The 23395-nt window shown below is 52.6% G+C and carries 17 protein-coding genes and 2 pseudogenes; 11 read left to right on the forward strand and 8 right to left on the reverse strand.

Features of this window, described 5'->3' with window-relative positions:
• Nucleotides 1-29: 29 nt before the first annotated feature.
• Nucleotides 30-2891 carry an RNA polymerase-associated protein RapA gene (rapA, locus tag MRBBS_RS17220; protein ID WP_014872877.1) on the reverse strand — a complete coding sequence of 954 codons (2862 nt, stop codon included), beginning with the start codon at nucleotides 2889-2891 and terminating at the stop codon, nucleotides 30-32.
• 18 nt (nucleotides 2892-2909) lie between these two features.
• The gene (gene cysZ / locus MRBBS_RS17225; RefSeq protein WP_014872878.1) at nucleotides 2910-3659 is read right to left on the reverse strand and encodes a sulfate transporter CysZ; all 750 of its coding nucleotides are present in this window, start codon (nucleotides 3657-3659) and stop codon (nucleotides 2910-2912) included.
• A gap of 87 nt (nucleotides 3660-3746) precedes the next feature.
• On the opposite strand from cysZ, the gene MRBBS_RS17230 reads away from it, so the two are divergent.
• The 9 genes and pseudogenes from MRBBS_RS17230 to MRBBS_RS17270 form a co-directional block, all read left to right on the forward strand.
• Nucleotides 3747-4133: a VanZ family protein gene (locus tag MRBBS_RS17230; RefSeq protein ID WP_050996754.1), complete on the forward strand. Its 387-nt coding sequence runs from the start codon at nucleotides 3747-3749 to the stop codon at nucleotides 4131-4133.
• 381 nt (nucleotides 4134-4514) lie between these two features.
• A complete protein-coding gene (gene mnmH / locus MRBBS_RS17235; protein WP_014872880.1) occupies nucleotides 4515-5624 on the forward strand; it encodes a tRNA 2-selenouridine(34) synthase MnmH in 1110 nt (369 codons plus the stop codon).
• Nucleotides 5625-5650: 26 nt separating this feature from the next.
• Nucleotides 5651-6484 carry a mechanosensitive ion channel family protein gene (locus MRBBS_RS17240; protein WP_014872881.1) on the forward strand — a complete coding sequence of 278 codons (834 nt, stop codon included), beginning with the start codon at nucleotides 5651-5653 and terminating at the stop codon, nucleotides 6482-6484.
• A 102-nt stretch (nucleotides 6485-6586) separates the two neighbouring features.
• Nucleotides 6587-7126: an aminoacyl-tRNA deacylase gene (locus MRBBS_RS17245; RefSeq protein WP_014872882.1), complete on the forward strand. Its 540-nt coding sequence runs from the start codon at nucleotides 6587-6589 to the stop codon at nucleotides 7124-7126.
• Between the two features lie 101 nt (nucleotides 7127-7227).
• Complete coding sequence (locus MRBBS_RS17250; protein ID WP_014872883.1) at nucleotides 7228-8463, forward strand: FAD-dependent monooxygenase; 1236 nt, start codon at nucleotides 7228-7230, stop codon at nucleotides 8461-8463.
• Between the two features lie 26 nt (nucleotides 8464-8489).
• The gene (locus MRBBS_RS17255; RefSeq protein WP_014872884.1) at nucleotides 8490-8855 is read left to right on the forward strand and encodes a histidine triad nucleotide-binding protein; all 366 of its coding nucleotides are present in this window, start codon (nucleotides 8490-8492) and stop codon (nucleotides 8853-8855) included.
• Between the two features lie 275 nt (nucleotides 8856-9130).
• Nucleotides 9131-12193, forward strand: coding sequence for an EAL domain-containing protein (locus MRBBS_RS17260; protein ID WP_014872885.1), 3063 nt, complete (start codon nucleotides 9131-9133; stop codon nucleotides 12191-12193).
• 252 nt (nucleotides 12194-12445) lie between these two features.
• A complete protein-coding gene (locus tag MRBBS_RS17265) occupies nucleotides 12446-12649 on the forward strand; it encodes a hypothetical protein (protein WP_014872887.1) in 204 nt (67 codons plus the stop codon).
• A gap of 222 nt (nucleotides 12650-12871) precedes the next feature.
• Nucleotides 12872-13522 (forward strand): annotated as a pseudogene (locus tag MRBBS_RS17270) (type I-F CRISPR-associated protein Csy1); the annotation flags it as partial.
• A gap of 112 nt (nucleotides 13523-13634) precedes the next feature.
• Here MRBBS_RS17270 and MRBBS_RS18710 read toward each other — a convergent pair.
• Nucleotides 13635-16316, reverse strand: a complete 2682-nt coding sequence (locus tag MRBBS_RS18710; protein WP_014872889.1) for a putative bifunctional diguanylate cyclase/phosphodiesterase — start codon at nucleotides 16314-16316, stop codon at nucleotides 13635-13637.
• 413 nt (nucleotides 16317-16729) lie between these two features.
• Here MRBBS_RS18710 and MRBBS_RS20150 point away from each other — a divergent pair.
• Nucleotides 16730-16923 (forward strand): annotated as a pseudogene (locus MRBBS_RS20150) (DDE-type integrase/transposase/recombinase); the annotation flags it as partial.
• A gap of 280 nt (nucleotides 16924-17203) precedes the next feature.
• On the opposite strand, the gene phoU reads toward MRBBS_RS20150, so the two are convergent.
• From phoU to MRBBS_RS17300, 5 genes are all read right to left on the reverse strand, one after another.
• Nucleotides 17204-17926: a phosphate signaling complex protein PhoU gene (phoU, locus tag MRBBS_RS17280; protein WP_014872892.1), complete on the reverse strand. Its 723-nt coding sequence runs from the start codon at nucleotides 17924-17926 to the stop codon at nucleotides 17204-17206.
• 44 nt (nucleotides 17927-17970) lie between these two features.
• On the reverse strand, nucleotides 17971-18888 hold the full coding sequence (gene pstB / locus MRBBS_RS17285) for a phosphate ABC transporter ATP-binding protein PstB (RefSeq protein WP_014872893.1): 918 nt from the start codon (nucleotides 18886-18888) through the stop codon (nucleotides 17971-17973).
• A 10-nt stretch (nucleotides 18889-18898) separates the two neighbouring features.
• The gene (gene pstA / locus MRBBS_RS17290; RefSeq protein WP_014872894.1) at nucleotides 18899-20176 is read right to left on the reverse strand and encodes a phosphate ABC transporter permease PstA; all 1278 of its coding nucleotides are present in this window, start codon (nucleotides 20174-20176) and stop codon (nucleotides 18899-18901) included.
• Entirely contained in the window at nucleotides 20169-21557 is a 1389-nt protein-coding gene (gene pstC / locus MRBBS_RS17295) for a phosphate ABC transporter permease subunit PstC (protein ID WP_014872895.1), read from the reverse strand. The genes pstA and pstC overlap by 8 nt, the downstream gene beginning before the upstream one ends.
• Nucleotides 21558-21705: 148 nt before the next feature.
• Complete coding sequence (locus MRBBS_RS17300; RefSeq protein ID WP_014872896.1) at nucleotides 21706-22764, reverse strand: substrate-binding domain-containing protein; 1059 nt, start codon at nucleotides 22762-22764, stop codon at nucleotides 21706-21708.
• Between the two features lie 228 nt (nucleotides 22765-22992).
• Here MRBBS_RS17300 and MRBBS_RS17305 point away from each other — a divergent pair, with 228 nt between their 5' ends.
• Nucleotides 22993-23394 (forward strand): acyl-CoA thioesterase, encoded by a 402-nt coding sequence (locus MRBBS_RS17305; RefSeq protein ID WP_014872897.1) that lies wholly within the window; start codon nucleotides 22993-22995, stop codon nucleotides 23392-23394.
• Nucleotide 23395: the final 1 nt, after the last annotated feature.

The raw sequence follows: 23395 nt of genomic DNA on the forward strand, positions 1-23395 counted from the left end.
TGGCCAGCTAAGCTCGGCGTGTCTCAGCTTCAGGCGGTTACAATCACTCTAATGCCTTCCAGCGCCAGGGTGGCGTGCCCTATTGCTTCGCGGGCGGCAGCCAACTGGGTTCGGAAATACTCGATTTCCTCATCACGAATCGCCGGGTTCACCGCCTGCAAGGCTTCCAGGCGGCGTATTTCCGGGCCGAACATTGCGTCCACCTGCGCCAGTGCTTTTTGTTGCAGCGGTTGCAAGTGCGGCCTGGCCAGGCATTGAGAATGGTCTACCATGGTCTCAACCTGGGCGCGAATTTGCGGCACAATCGCCTGCGCCGTGCGCCGGCGAATGTTAGAACACATATCGTTCAGACGGTCGTGGGGCAAGGCTTTCGACAAATCTTTGCCGGTGACATCCACCAGCAAACGCAGCGGTGAGACCGGCAGATAACGGGTCAGCTGAAGAGCGTCTGGCGCCGGGCAATGCACAGTGAACAGGGCTTCCATCAACAGGGTGCCGGCCGGCAAGGCCTTCACCGACATGGTTGCCAACGCGGCTTTGCCCAATCCGGAACTGGTCACAGACTCCATAATGCCGGTCACCATAGGGTGTTCCCAGCTTATAAACGCCAGATCCTCGCGCTCCAGCGCGCGGTCCCGCTCCCAGGTGACCGTTATGCCATCTTCGGGCAAGCCTGCAACGTGTCCGGCTTGGTACTGCTCGCCCGGGCGCAGCACGTCCGAATGTTCGGAATGGTCTTCAACATCCACACCCAGAATGTCGAAGGCTTCCATCATATAGTCGCGCACAGCCGCAGCGGATTCTTCAGCTTCAATAGCGTCAATCAAACGTTGCGCCGGCTCGTTGCGACAAGAGTTCAGCTCAATAAGTGCATCACGGCCATTCTGCAACAGGGTTTTCAGGCGCGCCGTTTCCGCCGCAGAAGCCTTCACCAGAGTTTCCAGAGCGGCGGCGTCGCCCGCCAGCGACTGCTGCCAGGCATCCGCCACAGACTCCTGCACCGCCACACCCACACTGCAACTTTCTGCAAAGGCATTCAGGCCACGCTGGAACCATCGGTACTGAACTTCCTGACTGGTGCCTTCCAGATAGGGGATATGAATATCAATGGCGCTGGTTTGGCCGATACGGTCCAGGCGGCCAATGCGTTGTTCCAACAGATCCGGGTTGGCCGGCAAGTCAAACAGCACCAAATGATGGGCAAACTGGAAGTTACGGCCTTCACTGCCGATCTCGGAGCAAATCAGCGCTTGGGCGCCCTGCTCTGAATCAGCAAAGTAAGCTGCCGCACGGTCGCGCTCAATCAGACTTAAATGTTCGTGGAACGCTGCGCTGCGAATACCGGCGCGCAGCTGCAAATAGCGCTCCAAAGCCATAGCCGTACTAGCGTAAGCGCAGATCACCACCACTTTTTTCGGGCGCAAGCCCGCCAATGTTTTTTGCAACCAGGCCACCCGCGGGTCCTCCGCCAGCCACTGCTCTTCGTCGGGCTCGTTACGTTCGGGGGTCAGGCCGTCAATTCCGCGAGTAAAGCCGCTGTAAAGTTCGGGGCACGGCAGTGACACCGGGTGTGGAAAACGTGCGGGAAAACCCTGAATAGCAGCGCGAGTGTTACGAAACAACACCCGGCCGGTGCCGTGGCGATCCAGCAAGGCGTCAATAATCGCCTGATGGGGGTCGCTCTCTGACAACAGCTGGGGCAATTGCGAACCCAGCCACTGCTCTAGAATTTGCTGGTCGCCGCTTGCGATGGTGTGTTCAGACTGCAATCGGCGCACCACGGCGTTTACCACTTCGTACTGGCTTTCCTGTTCGCGGAATGCGTGTAAATCGTGGAACCGCGCCGGATCCAGAAGGCGCAAACGCGCAAAATGGCTGGCCAGCCCCATCTGTTCTGGCGTTGCGGTAAGCAGCAACAAGCCCTGGCTCGCCGCCGCCAGGCTTTCAATTGTTTGGTATTCCGCGCTAACGTGGCTTTCACTCCAGGCCAAGTGGTGAGCTTCATCAACAATCAGTAAATCCCAACCAGCCGCTATGGCGTCATTTCGGGCTTGTGCAGTGGCGGTCAAAAAACTCTGGCTACACAACACCAGCTGTTCACTTTCAAATGGGTTTTCCCGACCCTCTTCACCAAATATATGGCTCATCAGAGCATCCACGTCGCTCTGCTGTTCTTCAATAGCGTCATAGCGGCTTTGATCAACAATGGAGAAACGCAGGTTGAAGCGCCGCAGCATTTCAACCAGCCATTGGTGAATCAGCGAATCTGGCACCACTATTAAAGCCCGCCGGGCGCGGCCCGTATGCAGCTGATAGTGCAGAATCAAACCGGCCTCGATGGTTTTGCCCAGGCCTACTTCGTCGGCCAACAGTACCCGCGGGGCAAAACGCCGAGCCACTTCGCCGGCAATATAAAGCTGATGGGGCAAATGCTGGGTGCGGGCGCCAATCAGGCCCTCGGCCGGCGAGGCCCGCAGACGGTCAAGATGGTTCAACGTGGCAAAACGGAGGCGAAAGGCACCGTTGCGGTCAAACTGGCCGGCAAACAGGCGCTGATGGGGGGCCGAGAAGTTCACCGTTCCGCTGAGCTTCACCTCGGAAACTGTCTGGACATTTTCGCCATCGTCGGCGTGGTAAACTAGCAGACCGGCCATGTCTTCCACCGCGCGCACGATGTAGCTTCCGCCATCAAAGGTTTCGATGGTTTCACCCAGCTGATAAATAATACGCGACAAGGGCGCGTTGTCGGTGGCGTAGGTTCGTTCTTCGTCAGCCGCCGGAAAGCCCAGGGTCACCCTGCGCCCAGAAATATCCGTAACTATGCCCAAGCCCAAGGCTGTATCGCTGTGGCTAACCCAGCGCTGGCCAATAACAAAATCCGACGTTTTCAAGCAACCTCCAAATCCTAATCAATAACGTGCAGAACCTTGTTCACGCACCCATAACGCCGTGGCACCACACACCGCTGCCGGCACCACAAACAAGTTTAATATTGGCACCATGGCCGCCAGCGCTACCGGCAGTCCAAAGCCTAAAGCCGACAATCGGCGCTCGGCCAGCATCTTTTTTAGCACCGGAAAACTGATCTTGTGGTTGTCTGCCGGATAATCTACATACTGCAGCGCCATCATCCAGCTGTTGAACACGAACCACAGCACCACAGCCACCAAATTCACCACTGGTATCAGTCCCAGAACAAGCAGGCCTAGGGCTCGGGGCAGGTAATAGGCAATTTTCTGCAACTCGCGCCACAGCGAACGTGGAATGTCTTTAACAATACCCGCCCAACCTTCGTCGTCACCGATTGGTTGACCTGTCAGGTGCTGCTCGCAACGCTCCGCCAGGTAACCGTAAAACGGTGCACCAATCAGATTGGCCACCATCACAAAACCATAAGCCAACACCAACACAATAATAGCGCCGTAAAGCAACCAGAACAGCCAGTCCAACGCTTGCAGCCAAGCCCAGTCTGGCAACCAACCCATGGCCATCGCAATCAAACCGGAAAACAATTCACCCAGATAGAAAAACAGCAGGCTGAACAGCAGAATATTAATCAGCACGGGGATAATCACAAAAAGGCGAAGACCGGGTTGCAGAATCAGGCCAAAACCCTCGCCCAAATACCCCAATCCACGAAAAAAGTTACCATTGAGCATGGCGCAAAACCTTGGTTGCAGTGACATTGACGGGCTGCAAAGCATATCATGATGCGGTCTTTGCCACAGCCGGAACAAACAACCGATATGTTTTTAGCAACCACGAAACAACGGCTTGCACAATTACTCCGCTTATGTGCCTTGTGGCAGTTTGCGCTACTGGCGTCTATCGCCGTTATCCTGTTTCTGGCCACGACCGCAGGCCCGCTGCCCGTGCCCTCTGCGCCCAGCGACAAGGTCAATCACCTGATTGCCTTTCTAGAGCTTACGCTGCTGGTGCGCCTGGGCTGGCCGCAGCTGAAACCGCTCTATTTTGTCCCGCTGCTGCTGGGTTTCGGTATGCTGATAGAAATTGTGCAAGCCACCCTGCCCTACCGCGATTTTTCAATGGCTGACGTGGCCGCTGACGCCACTGGCATCGCTGTCGGAATGCTGATTTGGCCTTGGCTGCAAAAATTTAGCGCCCAATACTGAAAAATGTGAGGACCGGTGTAAGCATTCTCTTACAAATCTACTGTTTTTCTTCCTTTAATTAGGAAAAAAATACAACATACAGTAAATTAAATAATCATAAATATATGATTAATAACGAATTTAAACAGAAATTCCATGCACGCCATAGGGCTATGGTCCAAAGGTATAACCTCACGAACGCTCTGTGTTGGTAATATAGTGTTGGTCACGGACGATGTATGCACCACGGAGTGGGCCAAGGACCAGCGACACGGCCGTTGCACATTGCGCAAGGATGCGCCGACTTATTATTCATGGCGGCCCTTTTTCGTACTAGCCCCGGCACAATCGAACTAACTGCTCTATACTCTATGGCCAATTTGGCCAGTTTATCCTCCTTTTATGATCCGTAGACAAGACACCGACGATTACCTTTCTTTATTTTTAAATAACACACCGCTACTAGACGTACGTGCGCCTGTCGAATTCGACAAAGGCCATCTTCCCGGCGCTACTAACGCACCGCTGATGAACGACGACGAGCGCCATCTTGTCGGTATTTGTTACAAAGAGCAGGGCCAGAGCAAAGCCATCGAGCTGGGCCACCAGCTGGTGCAGGGCGACATCAAGGCTCAGCGCCTTGAAGCCTGGAAACACTTTTGCACCCAACATCCAGACGGCTACCTGTATTGTTTCCGCGGTGGACTGCGCTCTAATCTTTCACGCCAGTGGATTGCGCAAGCGGGCATTGATTATCCGCTGGTGGAAGGCGGCTACAAAGCCATGCGCCGGTTCCTGATTGATCAGCTGGAACAGCAGATTGCCAACGAAACGTTTTACATCCTCAGCGGCCGCACCGGCACTGGCAAAACCCGCGTATTGAACACCCTCCCCAACCCGGTAGATCTCGAAGGCCTGGCCAATCACCGCGGTTCCAGCTTTGGCCGGCAGGTAACGCCACAACCCACGCAAATCAACTTTGAAAACCAGCTTGCAGTCGCCATGCTACACGCCAAGCATAAGCGCGGCGGCCCCATTTATCTGGAGGACGAAAGCCGTCTTGTGGGTTGCTGTGCGTTGCCAATAAGCCTGCGTGAACGCATGGCGGCGGCGCCTTTAGTCGTGCTGGACCGGCCAATGGCCGGGCGAGTTGATATTATTCGCCAAGACTATGTCGAAAATATGCTAACCGATTACACCAATCTGGATGGTCCACAAGCCGGTTGGCTAAATTTCAGCGACTACCTTTTGAGCGCGCTTGATCGAATTCGTAAACGCCTGGGGGGCGAGCGCCATCAGCAACTGCGCAGCGTGATGGAGTCAGCACTGGCGCAACAGGCAGAGAACGGCTCCAGCGACGGCCATAACGCCTGGATACAAAGCCTACTAGAGCATTACTATGACCCAATGTACGATTACCAGCTGGCCCGCAAACCGGGCACAGTGATTATGCATGGCGGTCCGGACGCCATCGCGCAGTGGGCCAAGCACGCCCACCCGCACATCTCATAAAACGAAAATTTGACAAGGGGTTTGCTATGGAAGATTTATTCAGCGCCGACGGCCGCGCCACAGAGCTGGTCGACCAAGCCATCACACTGGTCATGGCATACGCACCCAAAGTGGTACTGGCCATTATCACCCTCATTGTGGGTATGTGGCTGATTAACCGGTTTGTTCGCTTACTGGATAGCAAACTTGGCAAAAAAGACCCGACGCTGAATACCTTCCTGTGTGGCCTGCTATCAGCAGTTCTGAAAATTCTGCTGCTGATTTCCGTTGCCTCCATGGTGGGCATTGCCACTACCTCCTTCATCGCTATTATTGGTGCTGCCGGCCTGGCCATCGGCCTGGCACTGCAAGGCAGCCTGGGCAATTTCGCCGGCGGCGTGCTGATTCTGATCTTCAAGCCATTCAAAGTGGGCGATGTCATCGAAGCCCAAGGCTACCTGGGCTCGGTGGTGGAAATCTCTATTTTGTACACCATCGTTAATACCTTTGATAACCGCCGCATTATTATTCCCAACGGCGACCTGTCCAACTCCAGCCTAACCAACCTCAGCGCCTACCCTACCCGCCGCTGCGACATGAGCTTTGGCATTGGCTACGGTGACGACATCGACAAAGCCAAAGCCACCATCAAGCGCCTGATTGAAGAAGACGAACGCGCTCTGAAAGACCCGGAACCAATGGTTGTGGTAGGCGGCCTGGGCGACAGCTCTGTTAACTTGACCGTCCGCGCCTGGACCAAATCCGCAGACCTGTGGCCGTTCTACTGGGACATGCAGGAACGCGTGAAGAAGGCGTTTGACGCCGAAGGCATCAGTATTCCCTTCCCCCAGCGCGATGTGCACATGTACAAGGCCGACTAAGTCTGAGCGCAAAAAGCCTACAGCCGAGTTTCGCAATCCCTGAAACCTCGGCTAAGCTCATCAGTAACAGCAGGTGCCGTTAATGATGAGGAGGCCGCCACCGTGCCCGCAAATGCATTACAACAATACCTCGACAGCGCAGGCGTAGAATACTTGTGCATGTCTCATCCGCCCGCATTCAGCGCCCGCCAATTGGCGAGGCACGTTGGCATTGCCGGAGACCGGGTGGTTAAAACCGTGATCATCGAGCTGGATGGCAAAATAGCCATGCTGGTGATGCCCGCCACCTGGCGCGTACGTTGGCACCGGCTGTCACAGATTCTGGACACCGATTTTGTTGAACTGGCCGATGAACAGACGTTCCAAAACCTGTTCCCTCAGTGCGAAGTCGGCGCCATGCCCCCCTTTGGCGAGCTTTACGGCATGAACGTGTATTGCGCCGAAGCGCTGACCCAACAGCCCGAACTGGCGTTCGCCGCCGGCAGCCACAGCAAATCCATCCACATGAAAACCGCCGACTTTCTGGCTCTTGCCCGGCCGACGATTCTGAACCAGGGCTTTAACAAACCCGGTGTTGCCAAACCGGCGTGGCTGGTAAAACGCAAACAGCCGGCCGCCTCTGGGTCTGCCCAGGCACTGTAACTTTCCATATCGTTGCTATGGCGGCGTGACCGCACATCAACTCCACGGTTTGCCTGTTCGTTGCCATCGCGTAAACTGATCACCACAAACAGGAACCCGATATGACGCAAGCATTTGATATTGCAGTTGTCGGCGCCGGCATGGTGGGTGCAGCCCTTGCGACAGGCCTGGGCCGCAACGGTTTTCGCGTGGCGCTGATTGACTTTGCTGGCGCTCCCGAATTTGTGCCAGGCAGCACGCCGGATATTCGCGTGTCCGCGCTCAGCGCCGGCAGTGAACGCTACCTGCAAAACCTAAAGGCCTGGGACACCGTTCTGGCCATGCGCGCCACGCCCTATCGCCGCCTGGCGGTGTGGGACCAGTCCTCGCACCCGCTTACCCGGCTGCTGCCAAAGCCCCTGGCACGGGTGGAATTTAACGCCAACAAGTTGGGCGCCAGCCACCTTGGCCACATCGTAGAAAACAGCGTTACCCAGGCGGCTCTCTGGCAGGCCGCGATTACCCAGCCGAACATCACTTTAATGCCGGGCGTTGCGGTTACAAACCTCATCCAGAACAACAATCACGCTCAGTTGGACCTGGATAACGCGACCGCCATTACGGCAACCTTGGTGGTAGGCGCCGACGGTGCCCAATCCCGAATGCGCGATCTGGCCGGCATTGGCGTCACACGCAGCCAATACGACCAACAGGCCATGGTGATGTCTGTGCGCTACCGCGGCGCGGTAGAAGACATCACCTGGCAGGGATTTTTACCCTCTGGCCCGCGGGCTTTTTTGCCGTTGCACACTGCCGGCGAAGAATTTCCCGGCGAAAGCTGGGGCTCGCTGGTGTGGTACGACGCCCCCGCCCTGCTTGCACAGCTCAAAGCTATGCCCATAGAACAGCTGATGGCCGAAATTCAGCAGGAATTTCCCCAACAGCTGCCTGAGCTAACGCATATAGACACCCGCGCCAGCTTCCCCATTGCCCGCCAACACGCCAAACATTATTACCAGGGCCGTGTGGTGTTGGCTGGCGATGCAGCCCACACCATCAATCCATTGGCCGGCCAAGGCGTGAACCTGGGTTTTCAGGACGCCCAATGCCTGCAACAGCTATTGATTGTTGCCCGCAACAACGGCACCGACCTGGCCGACCCCGCCTTATTGAGCCAATACGAAAACCAGCGCCGACCGGCTAACCGCCGCATGATGCTGGCTATGGATGCCTTTTATCATCTGTTCAGCAACCGCGTTCCACCCCTGCACCTGTTGCGTAATCTGGGCCTGGGCGCCGCGCAGGCACTGCCCTTCGCCCGCAACCGCGTAGCCCGTTACGCCATGGGTCTGGATTGAACTTCACTTTATACAAGGATCCTGTTATGTCAGAAACCCTGTTCACCAAGATCATCAACCGGGAAATTCCCGCCGACATCGTGTACGAAGACGACACCACCCTGGCGTTTCGCGACATTAACCCGCAAGCCCCCGTGCACCTGCTGATTATTCCGAAAAGGCACATTGCTACCATTAACGACATCACCGAAGACGATAGGGAGCTGGTGGGCAATCTGTATTACGTGGCCGCCAAGCTGGCGAAAGAAATGGGCTTCGCCGACGACGGCTACCGCACAGTCATGAACTGTGGCGAAAACTCCGGCCAAACCGTGTTTCACATCCACTTGCATCTGCTGGCTGGTAAACCTCTGGGATGGCCGCCTTACTCCGACAAAATGAAGCAGGCGTAGAGCAAGCACTGCTTGAAAAAGTGAAAGGCGGCGCCTGAAACGGGCGCCATTTTTGCACCTTTTTAACGGTTATTGACGGAATTTTTGTGAACAGGAATGCAAAAGGTTTTTCATGCTGCGGTTCTCCGGATAGTGGGCAGAAAGCAAAACCACTGATGACTGCTGTTTACTCACACCTTTTGATTTTGAGTTACTATACCTCGCTCAGTGTTTACTTTTCTGGGTGCTTGGGTTTGTCGCCAAACGCCATAAATAATGGTTTGTGGGTAGTCTGAATGACCGAACAGAAAAATAAAACGAAGTTAAATTTGCCATTAGCTTACCGCCTTCCCATTGCGTTATACATTCTCGCTTTGCTAGGGCTGGTGGCGTCTGCCGGTTACGTAGCTCAGAGTACCTACAGGCAGGCTTCCGAGACGGCGACTAATCGCTCTGCCGCCAATGCCGATCTCGCGGCTGAAATGGTTGCTAACCGGCTGCTTTCTGCTGGGTACGAACTGCGGACTTTCGCAGGATCTGCTCAGCCTCTGGTACGCAGGCCATATACCCCCGGGGACACTCGCCCTGAAAACATAGAACCGTATCTGGGTAAAACAGTACCCACCCTCGGATTCGTAGGCGAGCTGTTCGTCGCCAATCCAGCTGGCCATTTTTTCTACCCACCAATGGCCCAGAACGTAACCGGAGCTCCTGACTGGCCCTTAATTGCAAGATACTTGTCTGACAACCCGAACCGAGAGGTTGTAACGCCGCTGTACACGGACCCCGTCACAGGTGAGCTTGAGATCTGGATGTTGAGTAAGCTACATTCCGACACGGGCGACGTCGCTAATGTGATTGTGGCGCGTCAACCGCCGGATGTGCTCTCTGGATCGCTGGCCGGGTTATCTTTGTCCGCTGGTCAGAGCATTGCCATTCTGGACGAGTCGATGATGCTGGTGGCCCGCCTTCCGGTCGTCGCCGGAGCCGCAGTCCGCCCGGGGCAAATTCTTACGGATTCGCTGGCCCGCCGTTTTATCGACAGTGGCTCCGACAGCTACCAGGTAATAATCGAAGGGCCTATTCCTAATGATGGTAAATCTAGATTTTACGCTTTCAAACGTGTTCCGGGTGCACCCTATATCGTTGTTGTTGGCGAGAAAGCGTCAGTGGCGTTACAAGATTGGCACCAGAGTCTTTGGGTTGGGGCTACCGGCATTTTACTGGTTGCGATCATCGGCCTGTTTTTTCTGAAGCAGTTCTGCCGAAGACTGGCCTTTGAGAATGAGCTATTGCACGAGAACCGGCAACGGAGGAGTTTGCAGCAACACGCGCAGGCCAATGAAAGTCGATTACAGGCCCTTGTTAACTCTATTCCGGATTCGACCTTTGTGTTCGATGAACACGGAAGGTTTACCTTTGCTCATGCGCAGGACAAAGGCCAGCTAATGAGGCCTGTGGCAAAACTGCTTGGCCTGCATTACAGCGAAGTACTGCCGCCCGAACTCGCTGCCCGGTTCGACAGAATTAAAACAGACGTCGAAAAATCACAGAAAATGCAGAATATTGAATACCAGTTGTTTATTGACGGCGGGGCCCGCGATTATGAGGCTAGGGTAAACCCGCTAACAGACTTAGAAGGCCAGCACAGTGGTTTCCTGACCTTAGTGCGAGACATCACCGAAGACAAAGTTCTCGAGGCTGAGCTGCGTATTGCTTCCACCGCGTTCGAGACCCACCTCGGCATAATAATAACCGACGAGAATAGTATAATACTGAGGGCCAATAAAGCGTTTTCCCGGATCACCGGTTATGCCGAGCATGACGTTTTGGGAAAGACCCCGAACGTTCTTCAATCCGGCCTGCAAGATGCCACTTTCTACCATTATCTCTGGGCCCGGGTTCGGGAAAGTGGCTCATGGGAGGGTGAAATATGGAACCTCCGAAAAGATGGGGAGGCGTATGCGGAATGGCTGACGATCACCGCGATTTGTGGAAAATCCGGCGTTGTCCAGAACTATGTGGGAACCTTTCACGATATCACCAAGCGGAAGAAAGCCGAGCGGAATGCGCATCAATTGGCGTTCTACGATTCGCTGACGGGGCTCGCAAATAAGACGCTGCTCGAAGAGAGGATCTCTGGCGTCTGCAACGCCAATATTAAACACAATGCCCATGCTGCCCTTTTATATGTCGATGTCGAGCAGTTACGTGCGGTGAATGACGCCAGAGGGTACGGGTTTGGTGATCTGGTCCTGAAGTCCATCGCAGAGCAGCTGGCTGGCATTGTCCGTGAGAGTGATACGCTTGCGCGCGTCGGAGGTGACGAATTTGCAATCCTGTTGTCCAGCCTAGGCTCATCTCAGGACGTTGCTGCGCGCTCTGTGGAGAATGTTGCAGACAAAATTCTTGATGCCTTTGCCCTCCCGATTGAGGTCCTGGAACAGAAAATACAGGTAAGTGTCAGTATCGGCATCACTATGATCAATGGGCGAACGGCGGTTTGCGATCAGCAACTCCAGAAAGCTGAGCAGGCCACCCAGCAGGCAAAAGAGCGGGCGAAGCTTCGGGGTGAAATGCGCATCTCGTTCTTCGACCCTGAAATACAAGCTCAGGTTGTTCAGCACGTTCTGCTAGAAGACGAATTGCGGAATGCGTTAGCGGAAAATCAGCTTGTGTTGTATTACCAGCCCCAGATCCGCAAGCCGAATCGGTTGCTCGGCTACGAGGTGCTCTTGCGCTGGCGTCACCCGGAACGGGGCATCGTATCCCCCGCCGTTTTCATTCCGATAGCCGAACAAAGCCGACTTATTCTACCTATCGGTCGGTGGGTTATCGAACAGGCGTGTGAAAAGTTGGCTGTTTGGCAGTCAGAGCCAACAACCTCTGGGCTCAGTCTTGCAGTGAATGTCAGCATCATTCAGTTTCAGAGTAATAACTTCGTAGAACAGGTGGGCCAGATTCTTGAGAAAACAGGTGCGCCACCAGGCTTGCTGAAACTTGAGGTGACCGAGAGCCTGTTAATGAATGACCCCGAGCGGATCACTGAGATGATGAATCGTCTCCGTTCTATGGGAGTTCGCTTTTCATTGGACGACTTTGGCACAGGTTATTCTTCGATGAGCTATCTCAACCAGTTGCCGCTGGATCAGATCAAGATAGATCAGTCGTTTATAAATGAGGTAACGAACAACCTGGCAAACTCCGCCATTGTGGAGTCCATAATCGGGCTGGCCAAGGGGCTGAATCTGGAAGTCATTGCCGAAGGGGTAGAGACGGAAGAGCAAAGAGACTGGCTGGCTAATCACGGATGCCAGAATTTTCAGGGATACTTGTTTGGACGTCCGGAAGAGATTTGACGGCTGGACTCAATAAATATCTGAAACCACAGTAACCATATTGTCGACAGATCGCTCAGTTTAGCCGTCCGCTTACAAGGTGTCTTCATGGATGATTTCTCACCCTGCAATTTGAACACCATTCTGCACTAGAAACGGGCCAACATTTACGACCTGAAACATGGCCGTTTACTTGTAAAAGGTGGAAGGCAAAACGCTCAATGCAGACTGGAATTCGCCGCAACTCTTTTTCACCGACTGGGAAGCAAAATATTGGCCCGTCATTGCCTGGACAACATCCTGCAGCCCAAACATTACACCGACGTCAGCGCCATACCGCGTATTCAAGCGAACGCCGAACTCGATTCCAAGCACAGCCTAGTGAACATGGAACACACGCAGCTTAACGCCCGTCTTTTCGGGCATCCGCCAAAAAATCTCATTGAAACCATGGCAGAGCGCAAATGCAGAGCCTGACGCCGTCATCAAGCTTGAATAGAAACTGCAAGAAAAACGCGCCGGCCAGATCAGCATGGTGACCCATGCGCCAAATATACCCACTCAGACACGAGGGGAATGGGCGTTTTTCTTCAGCCCAGCGAAGATGCTACTGATATAAAAGCCAGCGGATAACCAGCAGTATCAGTCCTGGTTACATGAGTTAGAGGCAGCGCTTCACGATAAAAAGCAAAAAGCGGTCAGTTATCCAAGCAAATCTACTTTCCGGTTGAAGGTGGGTGTCACCTAATCAGTCCGCTGTACGCCTCGACACTCAACCAGAACCTCTGCACCAAGATAACCGATAGTCTTTATTCCGAATCGTCTAAACGCATCCGCGAAGCTCGCAAAAAAGGCCGCTATTGTGCCGAAGAAACGGTGCGCTTTCCAAATACAGCAGTTCAAAGTTTTGGTGACACCAAGCCGGAAAACATTTCCCAGCTGAATACCGGTTGTTACAGCCGCGGTTTTCTATTCTCATCACAACCGCCAGCCTGGAACACTCAAATCAACACGCCGTCCGGAAGCAAACCCTCATTCTGGCGGCAGTGCGATCGCCGTGCGCGGCGAACGGTGAAAAGTCTGCGTGATTATCTGGAGCGAATCGGTACTGTCGGACGCCGTGACCAGAGGGCTGCGATGGTAGACGAGTTGGTCGATATTCTGTTGATTTGCGCCGCAGAGGTTCAACAACTGCACGCTCAGCGCGGCTGGAACGTCGAAACCGAGTTGAGCTTTGCAGAACAACTGTGGCTTAGCCCTTACAGAACTGAGCTGGACGAAAAATTCAAACAACAACGGGCAAAAAATGACTGGCGAGCGATATCGCTCGCCAGTTTGCAACCTAGCTAAACAGTCGCTTCAGTTATAAATCAACGTTGAGTGATTTTAGCGATGCGAAGTTCCAGGAATGGAGGTAGCACAGCCGTAAAGTCGCCGGATCTTAAATTTATCTACAATTTATTCAAGCCTGCCAACCACCATCGGGCTTCCAATCACTAATCCACGCGGGAACATCACTTGCAGGCATCGGCCTAGCAATGCCATATCCTTGTGCTAATTCACAGCCTAGTTGCAATAAAGCAGTGCCATGCTCAATCGTTTCAACACCTTCTGCAATCACCTCACGCTTGAATGTTTTAACTAAGACTATTGCGCCTTCAACAATGGCAAGGTCATCAGCATCAACAAGCATGTCGCGTACAAAGCTTTGATCTACTTTAATCAGGCGGGCAGGTAAACGTCTAAGATGTGTCAGTGATGAGTAGCCGGTGCCAAAATCATCTAAGGCGAAGTTTACGCCAAGTTTTATACAAGCGTCCATAATAGTTGATACATGCTGAAAATCATCTAAGGCGCTTGTTTCCAGCACCTCTAGCTCTAAATAGCGCGGCTCAACATCGGGGTGAGCCGATAGCAGAGTGGCTAGCCTCTCCGCAAAATAAGGCTGCCGTAATTGTATTGGTGCAATATTTACGCTGATACTTATAGGTAGATCGATCCCTACTGCTTGCCATTGGCTGATTTGTGTCAGTGCAGTATCAATGACCCACTCCCCCATTTCAATAATCATGGGATTTTTTTCAATGACCGGCAAGAACTCGATTGGATTTAATAGGCCGCGTTCTGGATGTTGCCAGCGAATCAGTGCCTCGATACCCATCACCAAACCTGTCCTCATATTAACCTTAGGCTGATAATAAAGCACAAATTGATGATTATCTAATGCGCTGCGAATAGTCTTCAGGTTTTCCATTTTTACTTTAAGAGCGTTATCTTGAACGGTATCAAAGAAGTGATAACGATTCTTTCCCAATTCTTTCGCCACATACATGGCTTGATCCGCATGGCGCATGAGCAAGTCTGCGTCCACATTATCTTGCGGGTAGAGAGTAACGCCAATACTGGCTGACACCTTTATTACCACCTCGCCGACTGTAATAGGTTGAGACGCTGCCAGTAAAAATCGCTCTAATACCGGCTCATAATCTTCAACGCTGGCTAAATCAGCTAATACAGCCACAAATTCATCACCACCAATACGGGCAAGCGTGTCCCCCTCACGTAAGGCCTTTTTCATATGGCGCGAAACGATAATCAACAGTTCGTCCCCCACATCATGACCATGAGAGTCATTAATGTCTTTAAAGCTATCTAAATCCAAAAATACCACAGCGACTGAATTATGATGGCGTTGGCTTTGAACCATTGCTTGGCCGAGGCGATCAGCGAGCAATGTGCGATTAGGTAGACTGGTTAACACATCATAATTAGCCAACCATTCTAGCTGATCTTGATGCTTTTTCATTGGAGTGATGTCGTTACCTAAAGAAACGTAATGGGTAATAATGCCGTGCTTATTTTGTACAGCGCTAATCGTTTTCATTTCAGCATACATTTCGCCATTTTTACGACGATTCCATAATTCACCAGACCAATAGCCATCTGTCAGTAGCGCATGCCACATAACGATATAAAAATCCCGAGATTGCCGACCTGATTGAAGCATACGTGCATTCTGTCCAATAGCCTCTTCACGACTAAAACCTGTTATATGAATGAAAGTGTCGTTAACATCAATAATGGTGGCGTCAGCATCAGTAATGATGATGCATTCACGGGCATGAGTGAATACACTGGCGGCAAGGGCTAATTCACTTGCTCGTTTTTCTTTTTCTTCGTTGGCAATAATTAACTCATCTGCTCGTTTATCCTTCTCTGCGTTTTGAAAGGCAAGTTCTTCGTTGGCAAGCACTAACTCATCTGCTCGTTTATCCTTCTCTGCGTTTTGAAAGGCAAGCTCTTCGTTGGCAAGCACTAACTCATCTGCTCGCTTACCTTTTTCTTCCTCGGCAATAACTAACTCATCTGCTAGCTTATCCTTTTCTTCCTCGGCAATAACCAATTCATCTTCTCGCTTATCTCTATCTTTATTTCTAAGGGTAAGTTCTTTGTTGGCTAGCTTAAGTTCATTCTCGCTTTTCTTAATAGAAACTTCAGATTTATTGACAATGCGGTAAAAGCGTTCTTCTACTTTATTGCGGTAATCATCAGCTTTTCTGACGAGTAAAATAACAAAAATTGCCGTCATCACAGCCGACAAGAGTGTGAAAATGAGCATAGCATAGAGATAAGACTTGCTGGCATCATGAGCATTTTGACTATCACTCTTAAATTCAATCGCTTTTTTACGAGCGAGATCTTTCAAAACATTCATTCTTTGGTTTAGCACTTTAACGTATGCTGCGCTTTTTCCTCTGTTAATAGCAGCCGCCAGTTGACCTTGCTTGTCAAATTTCAAGTTAATAACTTCATTACGTATAGGTTTCCAATCAACAAAAGTTATATATGCAGAATTAATTGTTTCTTGGTTTCCAAGAAAACGTTCTTTGATTAATTTGAAATTTTGATATACGTCATTTTTATGTTTTTCTACTAGAGAGATAGCTACTTCTAATTCATTTTTGTTTTTTGCTAACGCAACATCTTTCATATATTGGTGCATGGCAAGGATGTCGATATTTATTTCAAATACAGCGACACTGAACGAGAAGGGATGATGGTAGATTTTGTTATTAAGTTCAGCCAGTTTTGTATTTTCACGTGACACCAGAAGAGCGAACAACATCACCAATAAAATTATCATTATAAATCCAGCTAAAATAATCTTCGCAGATGATTTTAGCTGTGAAGATTTAGAATGATTCATTCAAGCTTATTTCCGATGAATTTTGTGTGAGAAAAATAGTTTCAAGCTGCTATCAGAAGCACCAATACCGACAATGACGGAGGGTACGATAGTCGTTCTTTTAGAACCATTGATATCAATTAGCTTGCTAGCGTTAACTTTCTTTTTCATCCGAATGAACTCGCTTTAATATACTTATATTCAGTATAGACCTAATTCAAGATGTTGCTTTTTTGGGTAAACACTACAGATGTCTATTTCTGGCGAAAAGCCGACCGGCTACCCCTCCGGCTTAACCGTTTCCAGATGCGGAGCTGAAGTTCGGTGTTTCAAGGTACTCAGGCTGATGGGCGAGTTAGGGTTGGCCTGCAAACAACCTGACTCGTAAGTTGACTGTAGAACGGCCGAATCAAGTTTGGTGTGGCGACATCACTTACATCTGGAGCGGTCAACGTTAGAGTTATCTGGCAGTGGTTCTCGACCTGTCAGCCTGCCTTGCAGTGGGCTGGGCAATGCCATCAAGCCCAGCCGCAGAAAATTGACTGTCAAAGCCCTAGATCATGCTTAGGAGCAGCGCGGACGACCTCACACATTCAACGGCGGGATATTGCGGGTTGTGACTGAAGAAAAACTATTACACTGTTCGGGATTCGTTGACCATTGCACCTTCACTGCCGAGTAGGCAGCTCAGAAATTTGAAGCCCTAAGCTGGCTGCAGCCAGCCGGGCGCACTGCCGACCATGTAGATCGGAAACAACGGCCATAGACGCCCATTAAACCAGCACCTTTCAAGGCCCAGCAGGCGAGGCACTGACACAAAGCTCGGCTTAGCGCTCAACTTTGTCCTACCGCCCCACCACCCGCTCCGTCTCTTCCATTGGCGTATGGCGCACATCTTCGCCCTTAACCATGAAAATCACGTTTTCAGCAATGTTACAGGCGTGGTCTCCTACCCGTTCCAGAGCCCGCAGTACCCACATGATCGACATGCAGCGGGATATGTTGCGGGTATCTTCCATCATGTGGGTCAGAAGGGTGCGGGCCGCAGCCTGATACTCTTCATCCACTCGTTTGTCTTCTTTCATCACTCGCAGCGCCTGTTCGGCGTCCAGCCGCGCAAAGGCGTCCAGGGAGTCGTGCAGCATGGCGTGCACATGGCTGCCAATGTGGCGGACCTCCACGTAGCCGAGTGATGTCTGGCCTTCTTCCTCCAGTTTCAACGCCAGTTTGGCGATTTTTTTGGCTTCGTCGCCCACCCGCTCCAGGTCAACCACCATTTTGATGACCGCGATCACCAGTCTCAGATCCCGCGCCGCGGGCTGACGCCGGGCGATGATGAGTATGGCCTCTTCATCGATGCCAATTTCCATCTGGTCAACGCCACGGTCTCCCACGCGCACTTGTTCCGCCAAAACGCTGTCATTGGCGGTCAGCGCCTGCACGGCACTGCCAACCTGCGCTTCCACCATCCCGCCCATTTCCAGGAAACGGGTTTTCAGCTCCAACAATTCGTTGTTGAAGCGCTCGGAGATGTGATCGCCATACACCTGATCTTTGCTGTTCGGCATTGTGTTGCTCCGTAAATATTCTGGCCCTACCGGCACAGGCTGGTTCAGCCGAAACGGCCGGTAATGTAGGATTCGGTCAACGGGTGCTGGGGAGAGGTAAACACCGTGTCGGTTTTGTTCACTTCCACAAGGTGACCCATGTGGAAGTAAGCGGTGCGGTTGGACACTCGAGCCGCCTGTTGCATGGAGTGAGTCACAATAACGATGGTGTAGCTTTCGGACATCTCGGCAATCAGTTCTTCTACCCGTGCAGTTGCAATCGGGTCAAGGGCCGAGCAGGGCTCGTCCATCAGGATCACTTCCGGACTGACAGCAATGGCGCGGGCAATACAAAGGCGCTGCTGCTGGCCGCCGGACATGCCGGTTGCCATGGCATCCAGACGGTCTTTGGCCTCATTCCACAAGCCCGCCTTGCGAAGGCTGTTTTCGACAATGTCGTCAAGCTCGGACTTGCGATTTGCCAGCCCGTGAATTCGGGGCCCATAGGCCACATTGTCATAAATCGATTTCGGGAAGGGATTCGGCTTTTGGAACACCATGCCTACCCTAGCCCTCAGTTCAACCACGTCCCGCTTGGAGTCATAGATGTTCTGATCGTCCAGCTCAAGGGAGCCTTTCACGCGACAAATATCAATGCTGTCATTCATGCGATTCAGGCATCGCAAAAAGGTTGATTTACCGCAACCCGAAGGACCGATGAAGGCAATGACCTCATTTCGGCCAATATCCAGGCTGATATTCTTGATTGCCCGATCTGCGCCGTAGGAAACGTCTACATTACGCAGTTTGAATTTAGGGTCGGCGGTAAATGGCTTTCCAACCGTCTTACCTTCTTCAATCACGGTATCTTCGGGCTTGTCTTCCATCAGGGTATCTTTGCGCTGACTGTCAGGCACGGGAACCGCTGCCCCCTTGCCTCGCATGCCAGCTTCGGCGGAAATACTCGGACTCATCGTGTTCATATCATTCTCCTTACCAGCGACGCTCAAGCCGCTTTCGCAGCCAGATCGCCAATGCGTTCATAATGATCATGAAGGTAAGCAGCACCATGATGGCGGCGGATGCCAGCTCCACAAAACCTTGCTCGGAGCTGCTCGCCCAGAGGTAAATCTGTACCGGCAACACGGTGGCTGAACTGAAAAGCCCGTCAGGTACATCCACGATAAACGCCACCATGCCAATCAGCAGCAACGGTGCGGTTTCACCCAGAGCCTGAGCCATACCGATGATGGAACCGGTCAGCATACCGGGCATCGCCAGGGGCACCACGTGGTGAAGCACCACCTGCATCTTGGAGGCGCCAACACCCTCGGCTGCCTCCCGTATTGAAGGCGGGACACTTTTGATGGCGGCACGGCTGGAAATAATGATGGTTGGAAGCGTCATTAACGCAAGTACCAAACCACCTACGACAGGAACCGACCGGGGCATTCCGAACAGGTTTATGAATACCGCCAAGCCCAACAAACCAAAGATGATAGACGGTACCGCCGCCAGGTTATTGATATTCACTTCGATAAAATCGGTGAGCTTGTTCTGGGGCGCGAACTCTTCCAGATAGACTGCCGCCGCAATTCCCACGGGGAATGAAATGGCCAGGGTCACCAGCATGGTCAATAAGGAACCCACAATCGCACCAAGAACACCGGCGTTGGCAGGCTCTCTGGAGTCGCCTCGACTAAACAGCACGTCGTTGAAGCTGGTATCGATAATCCCTTTCTGCACCAACTCGTCGACCCAGCGCTGCTGCTGTTCGGAGAGTTTGATGCTGTACCGAGGGTTGTCCGCATGCTTGACGTAGACCGACACCCGGTCATGAGTGGGAAACTCAATGGTTTGGGTGGTATTCAAAAGCTCCGGATTTTTTGTCAGTAAATTGCGGATTTCGCTGTCTGCGAAGGTACCCAGAAAACGGCCCAGCTCGCGCTTCTCAGCCGCGCCGGCTGCCTCAGGAACTTGCGCCTGCAAGGCGGCGAGAATCGGCGCCTTGAAATTCGCGTTGGACCATTGGTCTTTATCCGTCGGATCATCCAGGTACATCAATCCCGAATCGAGAGACACGTCCAGGGTGATGGTGGTCTTTACGAACCCTGTATGTCCCTTGCTGATAATGTCGGCGAACAGGATAAACAGGGACGCGAGTGCAATGAAAATCGCCAGAATTCCATACAGCCGGAACCTGCGCTCCTTACGGTACCGGCGTTTCAGCGATTTGCGGACAATCTCCGCCTGAGAACGTTGATCAGTCATACTGTTCCCTATATTTGCGTACTATCTTTAGAGCGACCACGTTGAGCAGCAGCGTGACGATGAACAGCAGCATGCCCAAAGCGAAGGCCGAAAGTGTCTTGGCGCTGTCGAACTCCTGGTCACCCACCAGCAGTGTCGCAATCTGCACGGTTACGGTGGTTACCGAGTCCAGCGGATTGGCCGTCAGGTTGGCCGCTAGGCCTGCCGCCATGACCACAATCATGGTTTCACCGATGGCACGGGACGCTGCCAGCAGAATACCGCCAATAATGCCCGGCAGGGCCGCCGGGAAAATCACCTTCTTCATAGTTTCCGACTGCGTCGCACCCAGAGCCAACGAGCCATCGCGCATGGTCTGAGGTACCGCGCTGATCACATCATCTGACAGCGATGACACGAACGGCACAATCATGATTCCCATCACTAGGCCAGCGGCCAGAGCACTCTGGGAGGAGGCTTCCATACCCACTATTGCAGCAAGGTCACGGATAAACGGGGCAACGGTCAACGCAGCGAAAAAGCCGTAAACGACGGTAGGAATACCCGCCAACATCTCCAGCACAGGCTTTATCGTCGACCGCATACGCTTGCTCGCATATTCTGCAAGGTAGATGGCGGACAGCAAGCCAACGGGAACTGCAACCAACAAAGCAATGGCAGAAATCAGCAGGGTGCCGGTAAACAGGGGAATAACACCGAAAGCGCCTTCGGAACCTATCTGATCGATCCGTATAGCGGTTTGAGGACTCCAGCTGGTTCCGAACAGGAACTCGGTAATCGGCACTCTGTCGAAGAAACGCATGGTTTCAAGAAAGACCGAGAATACGATACCTGCAGTGGTCAACACGGCCAAGGCAGCACACGCAAAGAAGATTCGGCGCAGGGTGGTTTCTACGTTTTTTCTGGCGTTTATGTGGGGCGCTACGCGGGTCCAGGCAAAGGTTGCTCCCAACACTGCAATCAACACAACCAGGATGGCTTTGAAGTTTCCGCTCTTGTCTTGCATGGCTTCCAGCAATGAAGCCGCCCCGGTAATATGCTTCGGCAAAAACTCAGGGTTGAGGCTACCAGCTGCTACGTTGCTGATTTGAGAAAGAATCAAGCTTGCCTGTCCGGCCGACTCGGGCCAGGTATCCGGGGGCAGCGATGCGATCACAATGCCTTGAATGACCTTGTCTTCAAAACCAGCCCAGACCGCTAACACAACCAGTGCCGGGATAGCGCACCAAAGTGCTGCTCGCGCCGCGTAGTAAAAAGGGAGAGCCTTGAGATTCCGGATGCCGCCAAGGGGCGCTGCCACAGCCCGGGATCGCATATAAGCGAGGCTATAGGCAACCACGGCGAGAACCAGAACCAGGGGCAGAAGATTGGCCGTCTGCATAACAGTCTCTGTGTTGGTGGTTTAAAGTTAACTGGGCGCTTATTCTGCCAGTTTGCCGCACAAAAATATTCATACAATCGCAAAAAAGCAACGCAGGCTTGAAAGCCCGCGTTGCTTTTTTGTCATCCTTGACGTCGCCTGACCGGCCTTATAATTCGTTGCCCGTCATCGGCGTCAGTTCTTTCACTGCTTTGGCAATTCTCATGCGCTCGTTGCGCGGGCTCGGTATCAGGCCTACGTCGACCAGGTAGCCGTTATCACCCCAGGTGCCTTCGCTACTAAACTCGGAAATGTATTCCTGAATACCCGGAACAACGCCCACGTGCGCCTTTTTGACGTAAAACCATAGTGAACGGGCTACTGGATATTGATCGCTGGAAATCGCTTCGGGGGTCGGTTCGACGCCGTTCACGGTCGCGGCCTGGATCTGGCCAGTGTTTTCCATCAGGAAGCTATAGCCAAAGATACCGAGCGTTTCCGGGTCTTGGGCCAGACGCTGAACAATCAGGTTATCGTTTTCGCCGGCTTCAACGAACGGGCCGTCGTCACGCATGCTTTGACACACGGTCTTGAACTTGTCTTCGTTGTCGTCTTCCATCTGCGCGATCATTGGGAACTGTTTGCAGCCGCTTTCCATCGCCAGTTCAACAAACGCGTCACGGGTGCCTGACGTCGGAGGCGGGCCCATTACGTTGATGGCAATATTCGGAAGACTGGCGTCGATTTCACTCCAGTTCATGTAAGGGTTGGCTATCAGCTCGTTGCTGCCGTCTGGGTTAGGTACATCTTTGGCCAGCGCCAGGAAAATTTGCTTCAGGGACAGGTCGAGCTTTTCCGCTTCCTTGGAGTTTGCCATAACAATACCGTCAGCACCGATACGTACTTCGGTGATTTCCTTGACGCCATTGGCCTGGCACATGTCGAATTCGCTCTTCTTCATGCGACGGGAAGCATTGGTGATGTCCGGGTGCTGGGTGCCAACACCTTGACAGAACAGCTTCAGACCGCCACCGGAACCGGTTGACTCAATCTTGGGCGTCGCGAAATCGGTGTTACGCCCGAAGCGCTCAGCAACCACGGTCGCAAAAGGATATACCGTTGACGAGCCGACAATGCTGATGGTGTCGCGAGCCATGGCCGGAGCCGAAAGTGCCGCAATTGCGCCAGCAAGGGTTACTGTTGTCAGAGCTTTATAGAGTTTAGTCACGGTGTTTCTCCTGGGTTGCATCACTTTTTATATCGACATCTGCTGTTTTGATGGCCCAAGACTAGGCATTCTCTGTGACAGGTTTATGACAAAGGCTGAAATTACTTAAATTCACCATCAGAACCGCAAACACACCTGACAAATGGCAGGCGCGGCATTACCATGCAGCTAAACAATTAAGGAATCTGCCAAACTGGCAGTTCGCCACTTTTCTTAAAGGTCTGTGTGATGAGCACTTTTGACGACGACAACCCAATGCCCCTCGGCGAGTTAATTCTGCGGATCATTCCATTCCCCGGCGATACCAACGCCAACGGCGATGTGTTCTCAGGCTGGCTGGTGAAGCAAATGGATATAGCAGCGGCCACAATGGCGGCCAGGATATCCAAAGGCCGAAGTGCCACTGTGGCTATGGACCGGATGGAGTTTTTGTCGCCGGTACGGGTTGGCTCGCAGGTTGGCTGTTATTGCGAACTGATCGAAATTGGCCGTAGCTCCATGAATATTAAAATAGAAGTGTGGACGATGGACCGCTATTCCGAAGATCGCCGCAAGGTGACCGAAGGTCGCTTCGTTTACGTGGCGATTGATGAAGTGGGCCGTATCCGCGAAGTGCCAGACCAGTCCTGAC

This window comes from Marinobacter sp. BSs20148 (genome assembly GCF_000283275.1).
Classification (GTDB): Bacteria; Pseudomonadota; Gammaproteobacteria; order Pseudomonadales; family Oleiphilaceae; genus Marinobacter; species Marinobacter psychrophilus.

Bases quoted from the DNA above. Each gene is read 5' to 3' on its own strand.
- MRBBS_RS17255 (WP_014872884.1), top strand. From the start codon at position 8,490: ATGTCAGAAACCCTGTTCACCAAGATCATCAACCGGGAAATTCCCGCC.
- MRBBS_RS17305 (WP_014872897.1), top strand. From the start codon at position 22,993: ATGAGCACTTTTGACGACGACAACCCAATGCCCCTCGGCGAGTTAATT.
- pstB (WP_014872893.1), bottom strand. From the start codon at position 18,888: ATGAACACGATGAGTCCGAGTATTTCCGCCGAAGCTGGCATGCGAGGC.
- MRBBS_RS17230 (WP_050996754.1), top strand. From the start codon at position 3,747: ATGTTTTTAGCAACCACGAAACAACGGCTTGCACAATTACTCCGCTTA.
- pstC (WP_014872895.1), bottom strand. From the start codon at position 21,557: ATGCAGACGGCCAATCTTCTGCCCCTGGTTCTGGTTCTCGCCGTGGTT.
- MRBBS_RS17260 (WP_014872885.1), top strand. From the start codon at position 9,131: ATGACCGAACAGAAAAATAAAACGAAGTTAAATTTGCCATTAGCTTAC.
- pstA (WP_014872894.1), bottom strand. From the start codon at position 20,176: ATGACTGATCAACGTTCTCAGGCGGAGATTGTCCGCAAATCGCTGAAA.
- phoU (WP_014872892.1), bottom strand. From the start codon at position 17,926: ATGCCGAACAGCAAAGATCAGGTGTATGGCGATCACATCTCCGAGCGC.
- mnmH (WP_014872880.1), top strand. From the start codon at position 4,515: ATGATCCGTAGACAAGACACCGACGATTACCTTTCTTTATTTTTAAAT.
- MRBBS_RS17250 (WP_014872883.1), top strand. From the start codon at position 7,228: ATGACGCAAGCATTTGATATTGCAGTTGTCGGCGCCGGCATGGTGGGT.
- MRBBS_RS17240 (WP_014872881.1), top strand. From the start codon at position 5,651: ATGGAAGATTTATTCAGCGCCGACGGCCGCGCCACAGAGCTGGTCGAC.
- MRBBS_RS18710 (WP_014872889.1), bottom strand. From the start codon at position 16,316: ATGATAATTTTATTGGTGATGTTGTTCGCTCTTCTGGTGTCACGTGAA.
- cysZ (WP_014872878.1), bottom strand. From the start codon at position 3,659: ATGCTCAATGGTAACTTTTTTCGTGGATTGGGGTATTTGGGCGAGGGT.